Origin of the sequence: Bradyrhizobium sp. AZCC 2230 (assembly GCF_036924495.1) — a bacterium.
GTDB lineage: Bacteria > Pseudomonadota > Alphaproteobacteria > Rhizobiales > Xanthobacteraceae > Bradyrhizobium > Bradyrhizobium rifense.
The window spans coordinates 4,662,490-4,677,048 of the sequence record NZ_JAZHRS010000001.1 but is presented as its reverse complement, the minus strand read 5'-3'; the positions used below and the strand labels follow the sequence as shown (position 1 = coordinate 4,677,048).

General features: G+C 58.6%; 21 protein-coding genes and 1 pseudogene. 12 read left to right on the top strand and 10 right to left on the bottom strand.

Annotation, left to right across the window (positions count from 1 at the left end; translation table 11 throughout):
• Window positions 1-619: 619 nt before the first annotated feature.
• Complete coding sequence (locus V1280_RS22460) at window positions 620-796, top strand: hypothetical protein (protein WP_334528943.1); 177 nt, start codon at window positions 620-622, stop codon at window positions 794-796.
• 168 nt (window positions 797-964) lie between these two features.
• Here V1280_RS22460 and V1280_RS22455 read toward each other — a convergent pair whose 3' ends face one another.
• Window positions 965-1,192, bottom strand: coding sequence for a hypothetical protein (locus tag V1280_RS22455; RefSeq protein WP_334528941.1), 228 nt, complete (start codon window positions 1,190-1,192; stop codon window positions 965-967).
• Window positions 1,193-2,148: 956 nt separating this feature from the next.
• Between V1280_RS22455 and V1280_RS22450 the strand changes: the two genes are divergently transcribed.
• The 5 genes from V1280_RS22450 to V1280_RS46825 all read left to right on the top strand — a co-directional run bounded on the left by V1280_RS22450 (window position 2,149) and on the right by V1280_RS46825 (window position 4,167).
• Window positions 2,149-2,382, top strand: coding sequence for a hypothetical protein (locus V1280_RS22450; protein ID WP_334528939.1), 234 nt, complete (start codon window positions 2,149-2,151; stop codon window positions 2,380-2,382).
• Window positions 2,383-2,385: 3 nt separating this feature from the next.
• Window positions 2,386-2,607 (top strand): hypothetical protein, encoded by a 222-nt coding sequence (locus tag V1280_RS22445; RefSeq protein ID WP_334528937.1) that lies wholly within the window; start codon window positions 2,386-2,388, stop codon window positions 2,605-2,607.
• Between the two features lie 121 nt (window positions 2,608-2,728).
• A complete protein-coding gene (locus tag V1280_RS22440; RefSeq protein ID WP_442895151.1) occupies window positions 2,729-2,968 on the top strand; it encodes a hypothetical protein in 240 nt (79 codons plus the stop codon).
• Window positions 2,969-3,280: 312 nt separating this feature from the next.
• Window positions 3,281-3,622, top strand: a complete 342-nt coding sequence (locus V1280_RS22435) for a hypothetical protein (protein ID WP_334528933.1) — start codon at window positions 3,281-3,283, stop codon at window positions 3,620-3,622.
• Between the two features lie 140 nt (window positions 3,623-3,762).
• Entirely contained in the window at window positions 3,763-4,167 is a 405-nt protein-coding gene (locus V1280_RS46825) for a PilZ domain-containing protein (protein WP_442895245.1), read from the top strand.
• 710 nt (window positions 4,168-4,877) lie between these two features.
• On the opposite strand, the gene V1280_RS22430 is transcribed toward V1280_RS46825, so the two are convergent.
• The gene (locus V1280_RS22430) at window positions 4,878-5,294 is read right to left on the bottom strand and encodes a hypothetical protein (RefSeq protein ID WP_334528931.1); all 417 of its coding nucleotides are present in this window, start codon (window positions 5,292-5,294) and stop codon (window positions 4,878-4,880) included.
• A gap of 19 nt (window positions 5,295-5,313) precedes the next feature.
• A complete protein-coding gene (locus tag V1280_RS22425; RefSeq protein WP_334528927.1) occupies window positions 5,314-5,535 on the bottom strand; it encodes a hypothetical protein in 222 nt (73 codons plus the stop codon).
• An 815-nt stretch (window positions 5,536-6,350) separates the two neighbouring features.
• Between V1280_RS22425 and V1280_RS22420 the strand changes: the two genes are divergently transcribed.
• The gene (locus V1280_RS22420; protein WP_334528924.1) at window positions 6,351-6,716 is read left to right on the top strand and encodes a VanZ family protein; all 366 of its coding nucleotides are present in this window, start codon (window positions 6,351-6,353) and stop codon (window positions 6,714-6,716) included.
• A gap of 85 nt (window positions 6,717-6,801) precedes the next feature.
• On the opposite strand, the gene V1280_RS22415 is transcribed toward V1280_RS22420, so the two are convergent.
• The 4 genes and pseudogenes from V1280_RS22415 to V1280_RS22400 form a co-directional block, all read right to left on the bottom strand.
• Entirely contained in the window at window positions 6,802-7,149 is a 348-nt protein-coding gene (locus V1280_RS22415) for a hypothetical protein (protein WP_334528922.1), read from the bottom strand.
• On the bottom strand, window positions 7,127-7,567 hold the full coding sequence (locus V1280_RS22410; RefSeq protein WP_334538385.1) for an SOS response-associated peptidase family protein: 441 nt from the start codon (window positions 7,565-7,567) through the stop codon (window positions 7,127-7,129). Before V1280_RS22410 ends, V1280_RS22415 begins: the two co-directional genes overlap by 23 nt.
• Before the next feature lie 25 nt (window positions 7,568-7,592).
• Window positions 7,593-8,177 (bottom strand): annotated as a pseudogene (locus tag V1280_RS22405) (ATP-dependent DNA ligase); the annotation flags it as partial.
• 2 nt (window positions 8,178-8,179) lie between these two features.
• Window positions 8,180-8,644 (bottom strand): hypothetical protein, encoded by a 465-nt coding sequence (locus tag V1280_RS22400; protein ID WP_334528920.1) that lies wholly within the window; start codon window positions 8,642-8,644, stop codon window positions 8,180-8,182.
• On the opposite strand from V1280_RS22400, the gene V1280_RS22395 reads away from it, so the two are divergent.
• The 3 genes from V1280_RS22395 to V1280_RS22385 all read left to right on the top strand — a co-directional run bounded on the left by V1280_RS22395 (window position 8,634) and on the right by V1280_RS22385 (window position 9,609).
• Window positions 8,634-8,861, top strand: a complete 228-nt coding sequence (locus tag V1280_RS22395; RefSeq protein ID WP_334528918.1) for a hypothetical protein — start codon at window positions 8,634-8,636, stop codon at window positions 8,859-8,861. The genes V1280_RS22400 and V1280_RS22395 overlap by 11 nt on opposite strands.
• Before the next feature lie 224 nt (window positions 8,862-9,085).
• Window positions 9,086-9,286 (top strand): hypothetical protein, encoded by a 201-nt coding sequence (locus V1280_RS22390; protein WP_334528916.1) that lies wholly within the window; start codon window positions 9,086-9,088, stop codon window positions 9,284-9,286.
• Entirely contained in the window at window positions 9,250-9,609 is a 360-nt protein-coding gene (locus V1280_RS22385) for a DUF6894 family protein (RefSeq protein ID WP_334528913.1), read from the top strand. Before V1280_RS22390 ends, V1280_RS22385 begins: the two co-directional genes overlap by 37 nt.
• Window positions 9,610-10,377: 768 nt before the next feature.
• Here V1280_RS22385 and V1280_RS22380 read toward each other — a convergent pair.
• Complete coding sequence (locus V1280_RS22380; RefSeq protein ID WP_334528911.1) at window positions 10,378-10,569, bottom strand: hypothetical protein; 192 nt, start codon at window positions 10,567-10,569, stop codon at window positions 10,378-10,380.
• A gap of 418 nt (window positions 10,570-10,987) precedes the next feature.
• Here V1280_RS22380 and V1280_RS22375 point away from each other — a divergent pair, with 418 nt between their 5' ends.
• Together V1280_RS22375 and V1280_RS22370 are read left to right on the top strand one after the other, a co-directional pair.
• Window positions 10,988-11,809, top strand: coding sequence for a nodulate formation efficiency C protein (locus tag V1280_RS22375; RefSeq protein WP_334528908.1), 822 nt, complete (start codon window positions 10,988-10,990; stop codon window positions 11,807-11,809).
• 356 nt (window positions 11,810-12,165) lie between these two features.
• Window positions 12,166-12,432, top strand: a complete 267-nt coding sequence (locus V1280_RS22370; RefSeq protein ID WP_334528906.1) for a DUF2934 domain-containing protein — start codon at window positions 12,166-12,168, stop codon at window positions 12,430-12,432.
• Between the two features lie 826 nt (window positions 12,433-13,258).
• Here the strand turns inward: V1280_RS22370 and V1280_RS22365 are convergent.
• Window positions 13,259-13,972, bottom strand: a complete 714-nt coding sequence (locus tag V1280_RS22365) for a hypothetical protein (RefSeq protein ID WP_334528904.1) — start codon at window positions 13,970-13,972, stop codon at window positions 13,259-13,261.
• A 14-nt stretch (window positions 13,973-13,986) separates the two neighbouring features.
• Window positions 13,987-14,475: a hypothetical protein gene (locus V1280_RS22360; RefSeq protein WP_334528901.1), complete on the bottom strand. Its 489-nt coding sequence runs from the start codon at window positions 14,473-14,475 to the stop codon at window positions 13,987-13,989.
• Window positions 14,476-14,559 lie beyond the last annotated feature (84 nt).

The following is a 14,559-nucleotide window of genomic DNA, read 5'->3' as shown; positions in this document are numbered from 1 at the left end:
TTGAAGTTGGGTTACCACTCGCGACCTTAGCGGCGTCGTTCGACGTCGGCCCGGCGGGAGGCGGCGCCGGCGATAAGGAGCGTGGCCGCTCACACGCGCCAGCGACGCGCCATAACGAGCGCAGGCCGCCGCGTTGTTGCCCGCGAAATAGCCAGAGCCTGCCAGAATTGGTTAGTGGGTTGTTAATCGCCGTTCGGCAGGCTTGCCTCAGCGCTGCCGATTACCCCCAGCCCAAGGTAGCGCGAAGCGATGGCCGGCGGCAGTGATGCCCGCCGGCCATTGTTCATGTGTTAGCGAGCCTCGAAGGGCAGGCCGGATGCACGATCTGGCGCTGCCCTGACCAGAGAGCGCCTAGGGATTGCGGGCTGCTTCTGCGGCGAGGTAGTTAACACTCGCGCAATCTCGCAGGCGAGACGCGATCTGGATATGGCCGTCTTCCGATGACGTATGCGAAATAGAAAATGGTCATGGCGCGCCACAGATCGGTTTGGTTGCGATGCGAAAACGGAAATCGCCCATCAGCAAAAAGATATTATGCTCCATAACAATGTTCGCTCTGACTTAATTGAGCGAATACGGTCCTCATCCCTTTTGTAGTAACGAGTTCGGGGCCCCGCCAATGACCGGTTTCCAAGCCAAGCTGGAACGTTTTGAAAGCCTCGCAGCCGAATGCGAGCTGATTGCCAAACGATCGGATGGAAGTAATCGCGGGTTCTATCTGCGTGCCTGCGAACACTATCGCGAGTTGGCCGACGACATACGTGCCCTGATTGCATCGTTCGACGTCGCCGCGTAGAAAACTTCGGATGCTCGCGCCGAAGGAAAACGGCCGTTGTCGATGTCCCGGGCGCAGGTCTCGATCTGGTCTGCGAACAATTGCACGGCCCTCTCCGTCTAAGGCGGAAACTCGCGGCAACCCAAGCAAGGGCTCGGACGAACGCGGGCTTTCGTCCGCATGCTTCGATTAAAGATCGCGTCGTCGAATTCCGTCGGCTTTGATCAAGCAGTTCGTATAGCGCTTATCGAAGGCCTTCGCACGCTGGAACAGCACGGTTTGAAGTCCGGTGATGATCAACTTGTTCAACGTCTCACAATCGTTCGGCGACAGGTGAGGAAGCTGGCGCGCCGTCTTCCACTGCTCAATGGCGGCGGTGACCGCGGCGCGCAATTCGTCATCAGTCGGGCTGGTCATCAGTCGATCCCAATGCGATCGCCTCAGCTTCGCGCCTTTTGAAGCGGATGCAATTGAACCTTCGATGTACCAGCTGAAGGTTACCTCAGCGCGGGCGAACGGACGATGCGATCGGATCGGCTCGCGATCCACTGCGGATGTGATTTTGCGACCTTAGGGATCGATCGTCGTCGCCAGATCGCTCTGGTAACTGAGCAAATGACTTCCCACTCGTCCTGCTCGCTCGCCCCCGCTGTTTTTGAAAGCGCTGCAAGCGAGCGTAAACCGCTTGGCGCGTACGACCTAAGCATTCTCCGACCTCGTCAGCGGTGGCGCCATCGCCAATGAGCGAAAGCAGCTGCGCTTCTTCTTCCGGCAACCAATGTCGCGTCAACCCGCGGCCTTTTGTCATTCGCGACCTCGCGGCTTAGGCACGCGGCGGCGCAGGCCGCCGTGGTTTCTCAGGAATTCGGTTGGGCCGTTCGACCCGCGGCGGTGCCGGCAAGCGGTATCGCGCACCATCCACGCCGCTAGGCGAGCATAGCTCCGCCTGAGTGCCGGCACGAGCCAAGCCGATGCGTCCTCGTGATCCATGCCGCAAAACAATATCCTTGAACCATTTAGAAAAGATTGCCGGCCTTTCTCGATCCAGTATTGATCGTAAACGATGCGATGGCACCAACGGCCATGGACACTGAACGCTCGCCGGAGGCTATACTTCAAGACATACGCCGGAAAGAAAAGCATAGGCCGCTTTTCAATCAGTATCACCGGCAAATGCTCGATCCTCTTCGTGACCGCGATTGGGTGTCTTCTTCGGTGCTTCCCGATCACCCCGGAACAACGCTCGCTCTTTTACGAAACGGATGGATGGAGCGACGCTCAACCGGCGAAGGTGTCGAATTTCGTATGACCGAAGCCGGTCTGACAGAACTTAGCCGGCCCTGTTAATCCGCAACCGGCGGGAAACGACGAACGTGTCAAAGACCATGGAACTGATCGTAGCCAGCTACGTGAAGGTGCGGGACCGTCGCGCCCTGACGGACTTGCTGGCGCATCGGCGCAAGGTGCTCGCCCAATTGCAAGGTGTGTCGGGCATCAATCCTCAGAACGCGGTCGCAGCGATCCAAGAGGAGCTTGCGCTGATCGAAGCCGGTCTCGAAGAACTCAAGCCGCCACCCGGTTCGCTGCCCGAGAATGAGTGGGGCTAGCGAGTGCGCGTTAACAAGATCATATGGGATAAAATCGGCCGTGCAACCGAGCCCGGACGGTACAAGTGCTTTTTTGGCTTTCTGACCGTTACCCAAGACGATATCGACGTGTGGACGCGCTACCCCAACGCCACGTTCACCTTGATCACGCGGCCGACGACTGAGCAATCGGTGGGTGAAGATTACCGCCTAGGCGCGTTCGACATCGGCGATCGTCAACAGTAGGCCCGCTCCGCGACGCGGTCTAAGGACTGAAGCATTGCAGCCCCTATAGGAACTTAGCCACGCAGGTTCGGTTGGTTAGGGTGTGCCGTTCCGCGGCCCTTTGCCAACTCAGGAGATGAAGGTGGCAAAAGCTTTAATTTCAAAGGCGGACCTCGAACGCATTGCGCTTCAGGACATTCGTAGTTTCCCCGGCTCCGAACATGTCGTCTCAGTAGAAGTCGAATACGAGGCCCATCAACCACAGGGCATCAACTGGCAATTGTGTGTCATAGCGAACGACGGAGGCGATCTCGACCGCATTCAATATGCCGCCAAGGTCACAAGCGATCGGTTGAAGCGCCGATACGATCTGGCCTCCTAGGCAGCACGATCAGCCGTGGCGTCCAGTTAGAAATCGGATTGCGAAAAAGCAGTTGCGATGATTGCCGGAAGTCCCTCGGCGCACCTTCCACTTCTTCGATGATCCCCTCGACGTCGGCAGGTCGGCCCGATCAGCCATATTGCACTTGCAAGGCATGCCGGCGCCGCGCTGGCATGCTGCCGCGCGACAGCAGCCCTTGTTCCAGATTTAACTTTTCGCGGCGACATCAAGCTTAATGCGCGTCTTCGGTTGCACCTGGGCTACAGAGCATTAGCCTCTCTTGCACCGGACATTGCCCCGTTCGGGTTCACCATGGCGAAGTCGTCGCGCCAACATATTCGGCGCGGCGGCTTCGTTTATCCGCCGCATCGGTATGAGCTTCACTTGGCGAATAATCCCGACGATAGCCGGCTCGACCTCGTTGAGATGCGACGACAGATCACGAACTTGCGCTCGCAGCACTCTGACAATCTTCTAGTCGCATCGCGATTGAACCGCTTCCTCGTGAAGATTGCGTTTTTGTCAGAGCCAAAGGATGCGGCGCACGAAAAACATCTGCGGTCCGAGTTCGAACGGACGTTGCGAAATGTTGAAGCGATCGCCTCGCGGAGCCGATCTGCGAAGCCATCGGGCGTCGCTAAGCAGCCCAAGTAACACTAACGCACGGACGTTATTGCGTCGGCCCGGGCCAGCGCCGATGCTCGATGTAGTCGCGAAGTCGTCCTCGTTTCGCGTATCGACGCCTTCGCGGCGAGGGGGTCGCCGCCCCCGTGGTCGGTGACCCCCGCCATGTGATGCTGCTAACGTCCGGAGGCAAAGTGTCTGTTGAATGGACGGGTGTTGAACGGCGACGCGTCAGACGCAAGACGGTCGACCAGACAGTTATGCTCTCGCTCTCAGGCGGTGCAACAGTCACGCCCTGCGCAATGCAAAACCTTTCGGTTCTTGGCGCCGGAATTCTGCTAAAAGATACTCTGATCCCGTCGACTGACTTCGACCTATCGTTCGACCAGTTTCGAACGAGCTTCGCCTGCCGCCTCGTATGGCATCGTGATCCTTTCGCCGGGGTGGAGTTTGTCTATTGGCGTGCCACGACCGGGCGCGCTCGAAAAGGACTTGCGATGTTGACGACGCCGCGGGCCAGACAGGAAGGCACCGCGCGCCGATCGCCCGCGACGCGACCCGCGCCAAGGCGCTAGGCGCCGACCTTGGACGAGTTTCAACACGTCGCGTACCAATCGTCAGGGAATGGAATGAGCAGCCAGGGCCCATCCTCATTGTTATCGTTTGCAGCTACAGGTCTGCCGGTCGCTAGAAGCTCGGCCGCGAACTCTTCCACCTCAGCGGCATTCGCCGCGTTACGCTCGGCGCACACTAAATCGCTTTGCATGAGCAAATTTCCCATCCGGGACACGATCAAATTCGCGGCGTCTTCAAAACTTATCGATTAAAAGTTCAGGAACGCCAAAAGATATCAGGGCGCCGTGGCAAGCGATAGGAGCGCGGTCCTGTCCTTTCGCATCCTAGCCGCGGCGTCACCAGGCGTTTGCCGCGGAGCCAACAATCTCGTCGTCGAGCGATGGTCGCTCCAATAAACTTGCGGGCGGCGATCACGGCCTGTCTGTGAGGGCGGCTCAACGGGGTTCTGCGACGGGCGCCTTACACGCCGGCGGCCGAGCGAGCGGCCGCGGCCATCGCGGCGAGCCCGGAGAAGTCGGACCCGCTATCGCGGCGGAAATCGGCGTTAGCCACCCAGCGGTAGCGAAAATCCGTCGTTCAACTAGAAAGCAGTTTCCAGTTGAAAAGCGTACCGGCCGCGACAGGAAGCAACGGAAGGCGCCGACCGCGCAAACGCCGCCTGCTCGGGAAGGGAACGCCGCCACAAGCCGGCCGCCCGCCCATGAGCAGATTAGTAGGCGCGCCGCACCACTTGGGGCCGCGAGGGCGGTCTCATAGAAACCCGGTTGGCGATCGCGAGCACTGCGGCTTCGTCAGTCTCGAGCGCAATCTTCTGTGCCAGCATCACGTCGCCAGCCACCAAGGCGCGCTCGGGAACGAAACACCACCCGGTATTAGGCTGCATTTCGTCATCAAGCTCCAAAACATTACTCACGGTGCCATAATGAATTCGATAACGCCGGCCGGTGTGCGAGCCCGTGACTTCGAAATAACCCTTGGCATCAAACTGCGCCCGCTGATCCGGAGACAGCCATTCGCGGAGAAGGCGACGCGCACGCACCTCCGGTGCATTTTGTTCGATGAAGCTCCGGTAGAACGCACGCACAGCGCGCGCACTATCGGCGCCTCTGCGCCTGAACAAAAACATTTGCCGCACCGCGAAGGTTCTAACCGCCGACCAAGCGTGGATAGAATAGGGTTTCGTCCGCTGTTGGATCAAACGACCGTATCGCGTGGAGATCGCCGCCCCCAGTTCGAGTGGCAGCGGTAAATCCTTGGCCAATCAGCTTTTTGAAGCGCCGCTCAGCCTCGGCGAGCTGCTTGGGATCATCCTGCTCAAAAGAATGTCGGCTGTCGCCTGTGTGGTCCATCACGATCTGGGTAGCCATGGAAGAGAACTCCGCAATGCCTAGCCTCTGATGAGGAAGGAAATCTCGCGACGCTGGATAGCGTTCCTAAGTTCGGCGTACCTTTCCAGCAACTGGCAGCTCGTCTGGCGACGCTCGAAATCGCCGAAAACCTGATTCGACGTGACGTCGGCACAGCGTGCGAAGCTGATCGCGATGCGGAAGGCGGCTTATGAAGGAGTGCATCCGGAGACAAAGCACGGCGGCGTGCGGCGCGGGTCAAGTCCCAAAGTTGAGGACTTGAAAAGCTTCGCAGCCGAAACGGCCGCCAAAAGTAGCCGATCGCGGCAATCCGTCGAGCGGGACGCCGCCCGAGCCAAACGGCTAGGCGTCGACCTTGACCGCGTCGCCGGGACGTCGCTGAACGAGGCGCGTGGGGAACTACAGCAGGCCAAGCATCGTTCTAGACGCGCGAGGGGCCGAATATCTTGCGCAACAGTCTGATCGACACTCCCGCGATCGAATGAAAGCTTGACAAGTTGGCGTCAGAAAGATCGCGCACGGCGCCAGCTGTATTGATGCCTTCGTCCGCGAGAGCATTCCGCAACCGCCGAGGAAGATCGACGTGATTCAGAGGCGTGTCGTCTGGGATTTGATTGGTGGGCAATGCAATGGTGCTCAGGAAAGCCAACATTATTGCGTTTGGCTTATCGCCCCGTCAAGGACGGCGCGCGGGAGCGCATTGATCCTGGACCGGCACGGACCGGCCAAGAATGATTTGGGACAGCCCTGCGCTCCAATTTAGGATATTCTAATTTAGACGACGCGCGATAGCCGAAGCGTCATATGATCCCCTGATGCGACGGAACCGCCAACTCACGCTCGCGATCGGCTTCTGCTTCGGTTTGACCAATTACGTCACAGTGGCAGCCCTGCAAGGCTGGCCCGCAATCGGCGATCCCCATCACAACGCCGCCGGAGCATTCATTGAGCGCTTCTGCGCATACGCCCTTTTCGGATCCGGATTGTCATTCTTTCTACCCGGAAGGGTGTTGCTGGTTTGCGCTTTACTCGTCCTCTCCTCGCTCTCAATCGAGCTGTCGCAAGCTCTACGCCCCGATCGCTATCCGAGCGTGTTTTGCGCGGTACAGCAAATCATCGGCGGCATCGTGGGGGCAGTAATCGCACAAATCGTTCTCATGTTCTTGCCGCGTCCTCCATAGCGGTCGCCGACCAGGGCCCATCGCGCATGCCCAGCAATTCGAATCGTCGGGCAGTCTGCCGCGAAAGGGGCCCGTGAATTCCCAATTAGATCAAGCCACGATCTCGCCGGACGATCAGGCGCCAAGTCGCCGCGATTGTTGCTAGCGCAACGCGCAAGGCAAGAACGAGCAGCGTGATTTGGAGCCAGATCAGTCCGCCAATTTCTCTGAAAACAAATTCGATCCGCGGTCTCCATGGAGACGGTATGGCATCACCTACATGCTCGATGCCGTGTTGAAGAAGCCGCTGAGCCCCTGTCAGCATTTCAGGGCGTTCGTAAAACGCGCCAACTATCAGCGCCCACGCAAGAACCACAGTGATCGTGCGAAAAGAATGGACCCTTAAGTGATAACCCCAGCTGGGCCGATTGCTACCGTCTCGAAGCAGGTTCATTGCATTGGCGCCTAGCGTTGGGAATCGAACAAATCGGTTCAGCGCGCGTTCCGACGTGGCGATGCCTCGCGTCTCGCATCAGTGAGTGAGAATGGGGTGTCGTCAGGATGACAGGCATAGCCTTCGGATGGATGGCGCGGACCTCGGTGTTCGGCTCGGTCGTGAGGAATGCGTAGAGGTCGTTGGTGGTCTCGCCCTCTTTCACCTTTCGGACCGACGTCCAGTTTGCCCATATGCCGCCGAAGCATGCGAGGGGACGCGACTCGTCGAGCGCGAACCAGACGTCGCCGCCTTCGGCCTTGTTGAACTCGCTGAAGCTGTTGAACGGCACCACGCAACGGTTCGCCGGATCCAGCCACCGCGTCCAGTGTTTTGATCTCACGTTCCGAATATTGGTGGTGCCGGAATCCGGCTCCATCCGGAGCAGCTCCTTGAAATCGACGGTCTTTGCTGCGGCCGATCGGGTAGACGCTGTCCCGCACTTTGGAAACGACGCCCTCGAGGCCGACCTTGCAGGCGTGGGTAAACAGATCCGGGCCATCGATCTCGAAGCTTTCGCTGAACTGGACGTCAGTGCCGGCGATGATCTTCTTCAATTCCGCCTTGCGCTGGATCAGAGGCAGTTTTCGAAGATCTCGGCCGTTGAGATAGAGCAGGTCGAAGGCGACCAGGACGATCTTGGTTGAGGTACCTTTCAGCTCATTCTGCAATACGGAGAGGTCGGTGGTGCCATCGGCGGCCGGCACCACGATCTCGCCGTCGATGACGGCCGAGCTCGCCTTGATGTGCCAGGCGTCGGCGGCAACCTTCTGGAAGCGGCGGGTCCAGTCGTGACCGCGTCGTGTGTAGACCTTGACGGCTTCGTTGGCGAGATGAACCTGGACGCGGTACCCGTCGAACTTGATCTCGTGAACCCACCGGTCTCCGGAAGGCACCCGATCGATCGACGAAGCCAAGGCCGGTTCGATGAAGCTGAGAAGCGGCGACTTGGCACCAAGCGCTTCCGGCTTTTTCCGTTGGAACGCCATGGCTAGACCAAGCGCAAGCTGTACTGCCGCGTGTCCTGAGCGGCGTTGCGGTCGACGAACTCCTGAAGGTGCGATGGAACGTCGGTGAGCTGCAGATCGCAGCGGCGCCGGATCTCGTGGGCGATATCTTCGGAGACGTCCTCTGACCAGCGCTCCGATGTGTTGAACGCGATTACCTTGATTGGCCGGAGCTCCTGGATGACCGTTTCGAGGTCCGCGGTCTCCATGTCGGCTTCGCGCCAGGCGCTGCCTGTGCGCCCGAAATCGTCCGCCACCAGGTAGACGGTCGGCTCGTCGGCCGCGACGATCGAGGGAGTCCAACGGGACTGACGCATACGCAAAAAACTCCACGCCACAGAACCGGGATTCAATTTGACGCCAACCGATTCGTTCCAGAGCGTGGAACAGCCTGTCACGACAGCGCTTTTATAGAGCTGGTGGCTCAATGGAGGAAGCATGGCAGTCAACAAGCCTATCGGTGACAACGCTCGCAAGGGCGCGGTGAAGAAGCGCTCTCAAACGAAAACGTCGATCGGCGGAGCTTCGGGATGGACGAAGCGCGACAGATCGTCTGGCGAGTTCATGGCGGTCAAGAGGCCGCGCAAGGCGAAGAAGGCCGCGAAGAAATTCAAGGGCGTGCGGATCGAGAAGAAGAGCGCAAAAAAGAAAAAAGCAAAGCGCTAGCCCCGCGACGGCCCCAGACGTCCCGGGGCTGGAGAGGAGCGGGACACCGGGGCCGCGAGCGCTCGAATACGCTTGGCGCACTGCGGATATCATCCGATTTTTGGCGGCCGATGCCGCTAACAAATGTGGGTATCCCGGATTAAACTTTGTCCAAGTTTCGCCGGCGGAACTAAATCTTGCTGACCCCGTTTCCCAGTCGTTTTTAATTGCTTGAGGAGTGCGCCATGCCGGAGCGCCGCAAAGTGAAGCAGACACGGTCGCTCGAAGAACGGATGGCCGAGCAGGCGGCTAAACTCAAGGCGCAAGCCGGTCAGTTACCTGCCGGTGCTGAACGCGAGGCCCTGCTCAAGCGCGCGCGGATCGCGGAGACCGGGGCGCATCTTAGTGATTGGTTGATTCCGTCCGGGCTGCGGTCGCCAAGTTAATCGTTCGTGGTAGTCAGGAAACTGATCCTGCCGTAGCGCATTATTGGCGCATGCCAAAATACTTCTTTCACATCACGCACGACCGCACCGAGATTGACCGCGAAGGAGAGGAGCTTCCGGACGAACACGCGGCGTGGAAGGAGGCCACGGTCACCGCCGGGCAGATCCTTCAGGGCATTGACGGGAAGCTGGTGCCGGGCTGGGATTGGCGGATGGAAGTGACGGACGAATTCCAGAACACGCTCTACGTCCTGCTCATTCAGGCCCAAAAGCCAAAAGTAGATCGTCGCCGGACGCGTGGATGCGGCCGGCGCCGTCCTTAAGTGCGGGAAAAGTTGCAACTCCCCCGGGGTGGTGCGGTTATGAGTCTCTATCGTTCTTGATTGATGGAGCCCGCATGATTACGGCCGCCAGATGTAAGGAACTCGCAAATCACTACAAAGCCCTTTCTTCAATGCCCCGCATTTCCGAAAGCCGAGCCTTCCTACTGAGAAACATCGCCAGGAGCCTCACTGGTTTATCCGGTCAACTGGAAAGACTGGACGCGGTGACGAGAGCTGAGGTGACGAGAGACGGAGAGACCTCCAGTTAGTCAGCCGTGCTTCTGTCCAATAGTTGCCCGCCATTAAGGCAAATAAATCTGGTCCACTGAGTATGGGAGCGGGCCTCACTGACGCGGGAATAGGTCGGCGCCTCGCGGCAGCAGCCGCACATAGGTGCCGCTCTCGTGCAAGTTCGGGTACTGGCCTGTGTCCGAGCGCGATGGCCTAGTTGAATTTGGGGGGCCTGTTTTGAAATAGGAGCGTTAGGAACGTTAGGAACGTCGCCCGGCGCTTGTCGCTGCAAACTAGCAGTTGTCAGTGATGAGTGAGCAACGCAGGCGGTTCAAACAAACGAAAACGCTGGAGCAGAGACTGGCCGAGGAAGCAAGACGCTGAAGCCGAGTCACTCCCCCATGGACCTGTACGGGAGGCAGCGATCCGCAAGGCCAGACAGGCTGACCGGCTCACAGATGAGTGAATGGCTTCACTCGCCCGGCTTTCAGCGCCGAAGTAAGTCCGATGATCCAAGACCCGCACGTTGAGAATTATTCACGTCGCGCGCGCATTTGCCTTGGCATTGCAGCCTTTGGCGCCGCACTGTTTGTTGCGGCGCTGTTCATGGGCATGCGGTAAGACCGCCTCAATTAGTGCAATTTCGTTGATCACCTGCAACGGACTTACCTGCGACGTTCCTTGGCGGCTCGCGCAAGCTTCATCCACTCGTCGGCGAGCTTCAGCCAAGCCTCTTGATCCAGCGGATTTCTCGCCTTGTCCGCCTCTCGGAGGCACTCCTCGGCCTCTCGTAAGAATCTCTCTGCGTCGGTCTCCGGCATGGCGTGGGGACAATGCGCAGAATCGAAATAGGACAGCAGTCCCGGCGACAATTTCTCGCCGGCAGAAGCGGCGGCTCACGGCCTCGTCGAAGGCTCGGTCCCAGGTCATCCGCACTTATGGTTCTTGGCCTCACGCGCGGACTTGGTGATACTGTCTAGTCTGCTAGGAGCACTGTCTTCGGCCTGAACCGGTATGGCGGAAAACATCATGTTGGCTACAAGAACAGCAAAGGCTGTGGAAACAAATCGCATGGAAGACCCCCGAACCCTTTGGGCGGATAGAGTATCAACCCTAAGATGCGCGCGATAGGAGGGGCGGGGGTAGTATGCGACAGATAATCACTTTGGCCGTGGCTGTCCTGTTGACTAGCTTAGCAGCGCGTGCCGACGACAACGCCACCATTGCCAAAGTCAAAAGCACGTGGCGAGCACAGGACGGCGAAACCGCCGAACAAATATTTGCTAAGGTCTCGAAGGTTGCGCACTTCGTCCCTAGGGGATGGGAGGTCGATAAGACCGGTGGCGGACAGGAAGCCGTTACGTTCTCATGGGCTAGACACAGCAATGACAAATCGGGCGACGAATATACGATCTTTTGGGAATTGGCGGCAGACGGCACGATGACTCTTGATCCGCCGTACGCAAAGCCGATGGAGTTGGGTTGGCAGCCCTTCGCGCTGTCATTGATAGGTGCGGAGGCCACCGAGGGAGGAGAGAAGCCGAACCTTGGCTTTTTGCACGATCTCTCAAACTTCAACTTTGTTGTCACCGCGCAAGGCAAGCTGGGAGACCTTCTCAAGCTTGGCCGGTGCGCTATCACCAATGATCCGGTTGCAGTGGATTACGTCCCAAAACTCGATGAGCAGAAGCCGAAGAGCGGAGACTTCTGGCATCTTCAAATGCAGGTAAACTGCGACATTGCGGGACCGCGGTATTTCACCCGGGGGGGAGTCGTTCTCTTCGACAAGCGTCCGAAGGAAGACTGGCATCCGTCCTCATTTTTCGCGCATCGTATTGCCACGAACGCCCCCGGCCACTGGTTCGATCACGCGGATGCCCGAGAGCAGGAAACGTTCGACGCTGCCCGCAAGGCGTTTGAGCGCAACGGCCTCCCGACCGAAGGGGTGCAATCGCCTTTTCCCAAGTGACGGCAGCCGTCAATTCTCGCGCGGTAGCTCCGCGTTAGCTCCACGCAGCATGATCTCTACGCACCGCCCGGAGATAAGCTCGCCGCGCCCGGCCGGAGGCGCAAGGACCATCAGCTCCCCCGGCTCGAACTCTTCTTCGCAATGTTCGCAGCGGACGCTTTCAGACATCCGGCATTTGCCCGCGTAGTTGTGGCGGAATTCGGCGGCGAAGGCGACTTCTCCCGTTCGAAGGAGCAGCGCCGCCCGCGGGGCTTCGGGAATCTGGAACCCGTCACATCGGTCGGGTTACCTCCGCAGCGGAGGCCGCCGCACGTCCCCGGACACTCTCTGACGCCGTCGCAACCGGGTCTGCGTTGATGGATCAACTAATCGAAATTCGGAAACTTGAGCATCAGCTCGAACTGGCTAACCGGGCCGTCTCACGCATCGGGGATCACGCGACCGTCGAGCGTCTCAGGGAGTTCGCCGCGGAGATCAGCGATAGGCTCCGAAGACTGCGGGCGGCGACCCTGGAGGCGGAAATCAAAAGACGTTCGCACAAGCTTTGGGAAGACGCGGGACGCCCTGAGGGCCGGGACCTGGAATTCTGGCTGCGCGCGGAACGCGAGCTGTCGGAGCGCTGATTGGTCTCTGCCCGATTCTGCACAAACATGCGTAAAGCTGTACGTCAGTGTTTGCGAAATTCTGTTACCCCCGCGTTACCCGAGTCGCAGAAAGTGTTTTGAGCGCGTGACATTAATTCAGAATTTGACTTGAGATATCAGGGCTTTAGGTGGTGAGCGCGCTGGGGCTCGAACCCAGGACCCCGTGATTAAAAGACATGTGCTCAAGGTCGTTCGTGCGTCCTTAGATCCGCTCCCCGGCCATTTCGAAGGAAGGCTTTAGGGGCAGGCCGCAGGGCAAGTTCGCGGGCGAAACTACGGTTGCGATGGTGCTGAGGCGACCGTTGCAAACACCGTAGCTATTGTTCCGGGGCGTAAGAAAAAGCGAGTTAGATCAATAAGGTTGATAAGACACCCCTGGCCCCGAACCTCCGAGGCTTTCAGCGCACTGGCAAGGATCCTCGGGAGGTTGCTGCCGGGGCCGTTGTATGCTTGCGACATCTTGTCGAGGTCGGAACAAGCTTCGAGACGACAGACGCGACATGAGCAATCCTTGCGAGAGACATTGAGGCGCCTATGACGTCAAATCCGGTCCATTTGCCGGCTGATAAGGTTTGATCGCAAACGGAGTCAGTTCTTCGACTGATAAAGTTTCTAACAAACAAAATGGAGTCAATTGGCGCACTTATAAGGAAATTGTACAAAGCTTATCAGTCAGACGAACTCTAACAGTGTGCCGAGCGTTGCGACCGGTCGCCGGGCTGGCGAGTTTTCAGGACAGATTGGTGGAATAGAAGTCCGTGCATCACATATTGTGAGGCAACCTGCATTTACGACGACCGTAACGCTAGTAGGCGCGTCCCCCTTCATCAGCGACCACGTCGCGGATTCTGGAGCGCAGCACGTTTACAAAGGTGTTTACCCGCTCCGCTAACCAATCAAAGGCTTCCTTGCGAACGGCAGCATCTCTGAGGTTCCCTACCGACTTTGAGTCGATAATTCGCTTGCGATTATATCTGTCCTCCGTGAGACGGGCCGTGCCGTTCAAAGCAGGCTTGATTTCGTCCCAGTTGGCAACAATTTCATTCATAGCCATCTCGCCGGGGCTGTTCCGACTAGCGGAGAGGAAGACGCCGACCTCTCCTTTGTGCAAGTCTCGGTAGACGGTGAGCCAGCTGCTGCCTTGAGGTGCTGGCAACATGAAAGCGAGATAGCCCTGACGCGCAGCCTTGGGAATGCTCTGGGTCCGATCGTCGAGGTGCAGATGAGAGTCCAAAAACTCCTTCCAGAATGCCTGTTGCGTGGCGGCTAAAGCGGCGCGGTCGGGATCGACCTCTGCGTCCTCATCAGCTACGGCGTCATCCGGATCCTGCACGATAACGCCTTCAGGTACCGCAACGACATTTCGCAAAATGGACGTTGTGCGAGCGACGACGCGAGGTGCGATCAAGTGCTCTCCGGTAGGCAGGCGGTAAATCGGGAACTCTACCAGACTAAAGGTGAAGTGCAATCCGGCATGGATCTGCAGGTAGCTTGCGATAGCCTCGACATCTTCTCGCACTCCATCGCCAAGAATCAGTAGCAGGAAGCGGCCGCGGCGCAGGTTGGCCGTGACAGCTCAACATTCGGGGCTGCGGCAAGGACGAGCGTGAGAAGTGCATCCGGCCCCATGCCCGTGCGGATCCCGACTTCTTGCTGGAGATCGGAGAAAGACCATCGACTGAGCACTTTGGCATAGTCGAGGATTTGGCCTATCACCTCGCGCCGTGCTTCTGGGTTGCGCCACAGCTTGCATTCGACCAACACCGGCAAGCCTGAAGGAGTGATCAGGAAGTTGTCGACGCGTCCAGCCCTGCCAAGCTGCATCTCCCGGCAAACGCTAATGGCACCCACAAACATAGGGTCAATTTCGGCAATCGGCAGAGCTGCAGCGTGAGCGTGGACCAGCACCTGTATTTCGGCCTCAAGCATTGCAGCCGCCGGGCCACGCTGCGGGATAAGCTCAAGAGCAACGGAGCGCCCTTCTGAGGTGAGAAGAATTGGCGCGCTGTGTTGTCGATCCAAGTTGTGCTCCGCGGGTATTGGTAGAGGGTCTTGATTGGCGAATATTCCTCATCAACTGTGAGATGCCGTTCGCGAAGAGATACG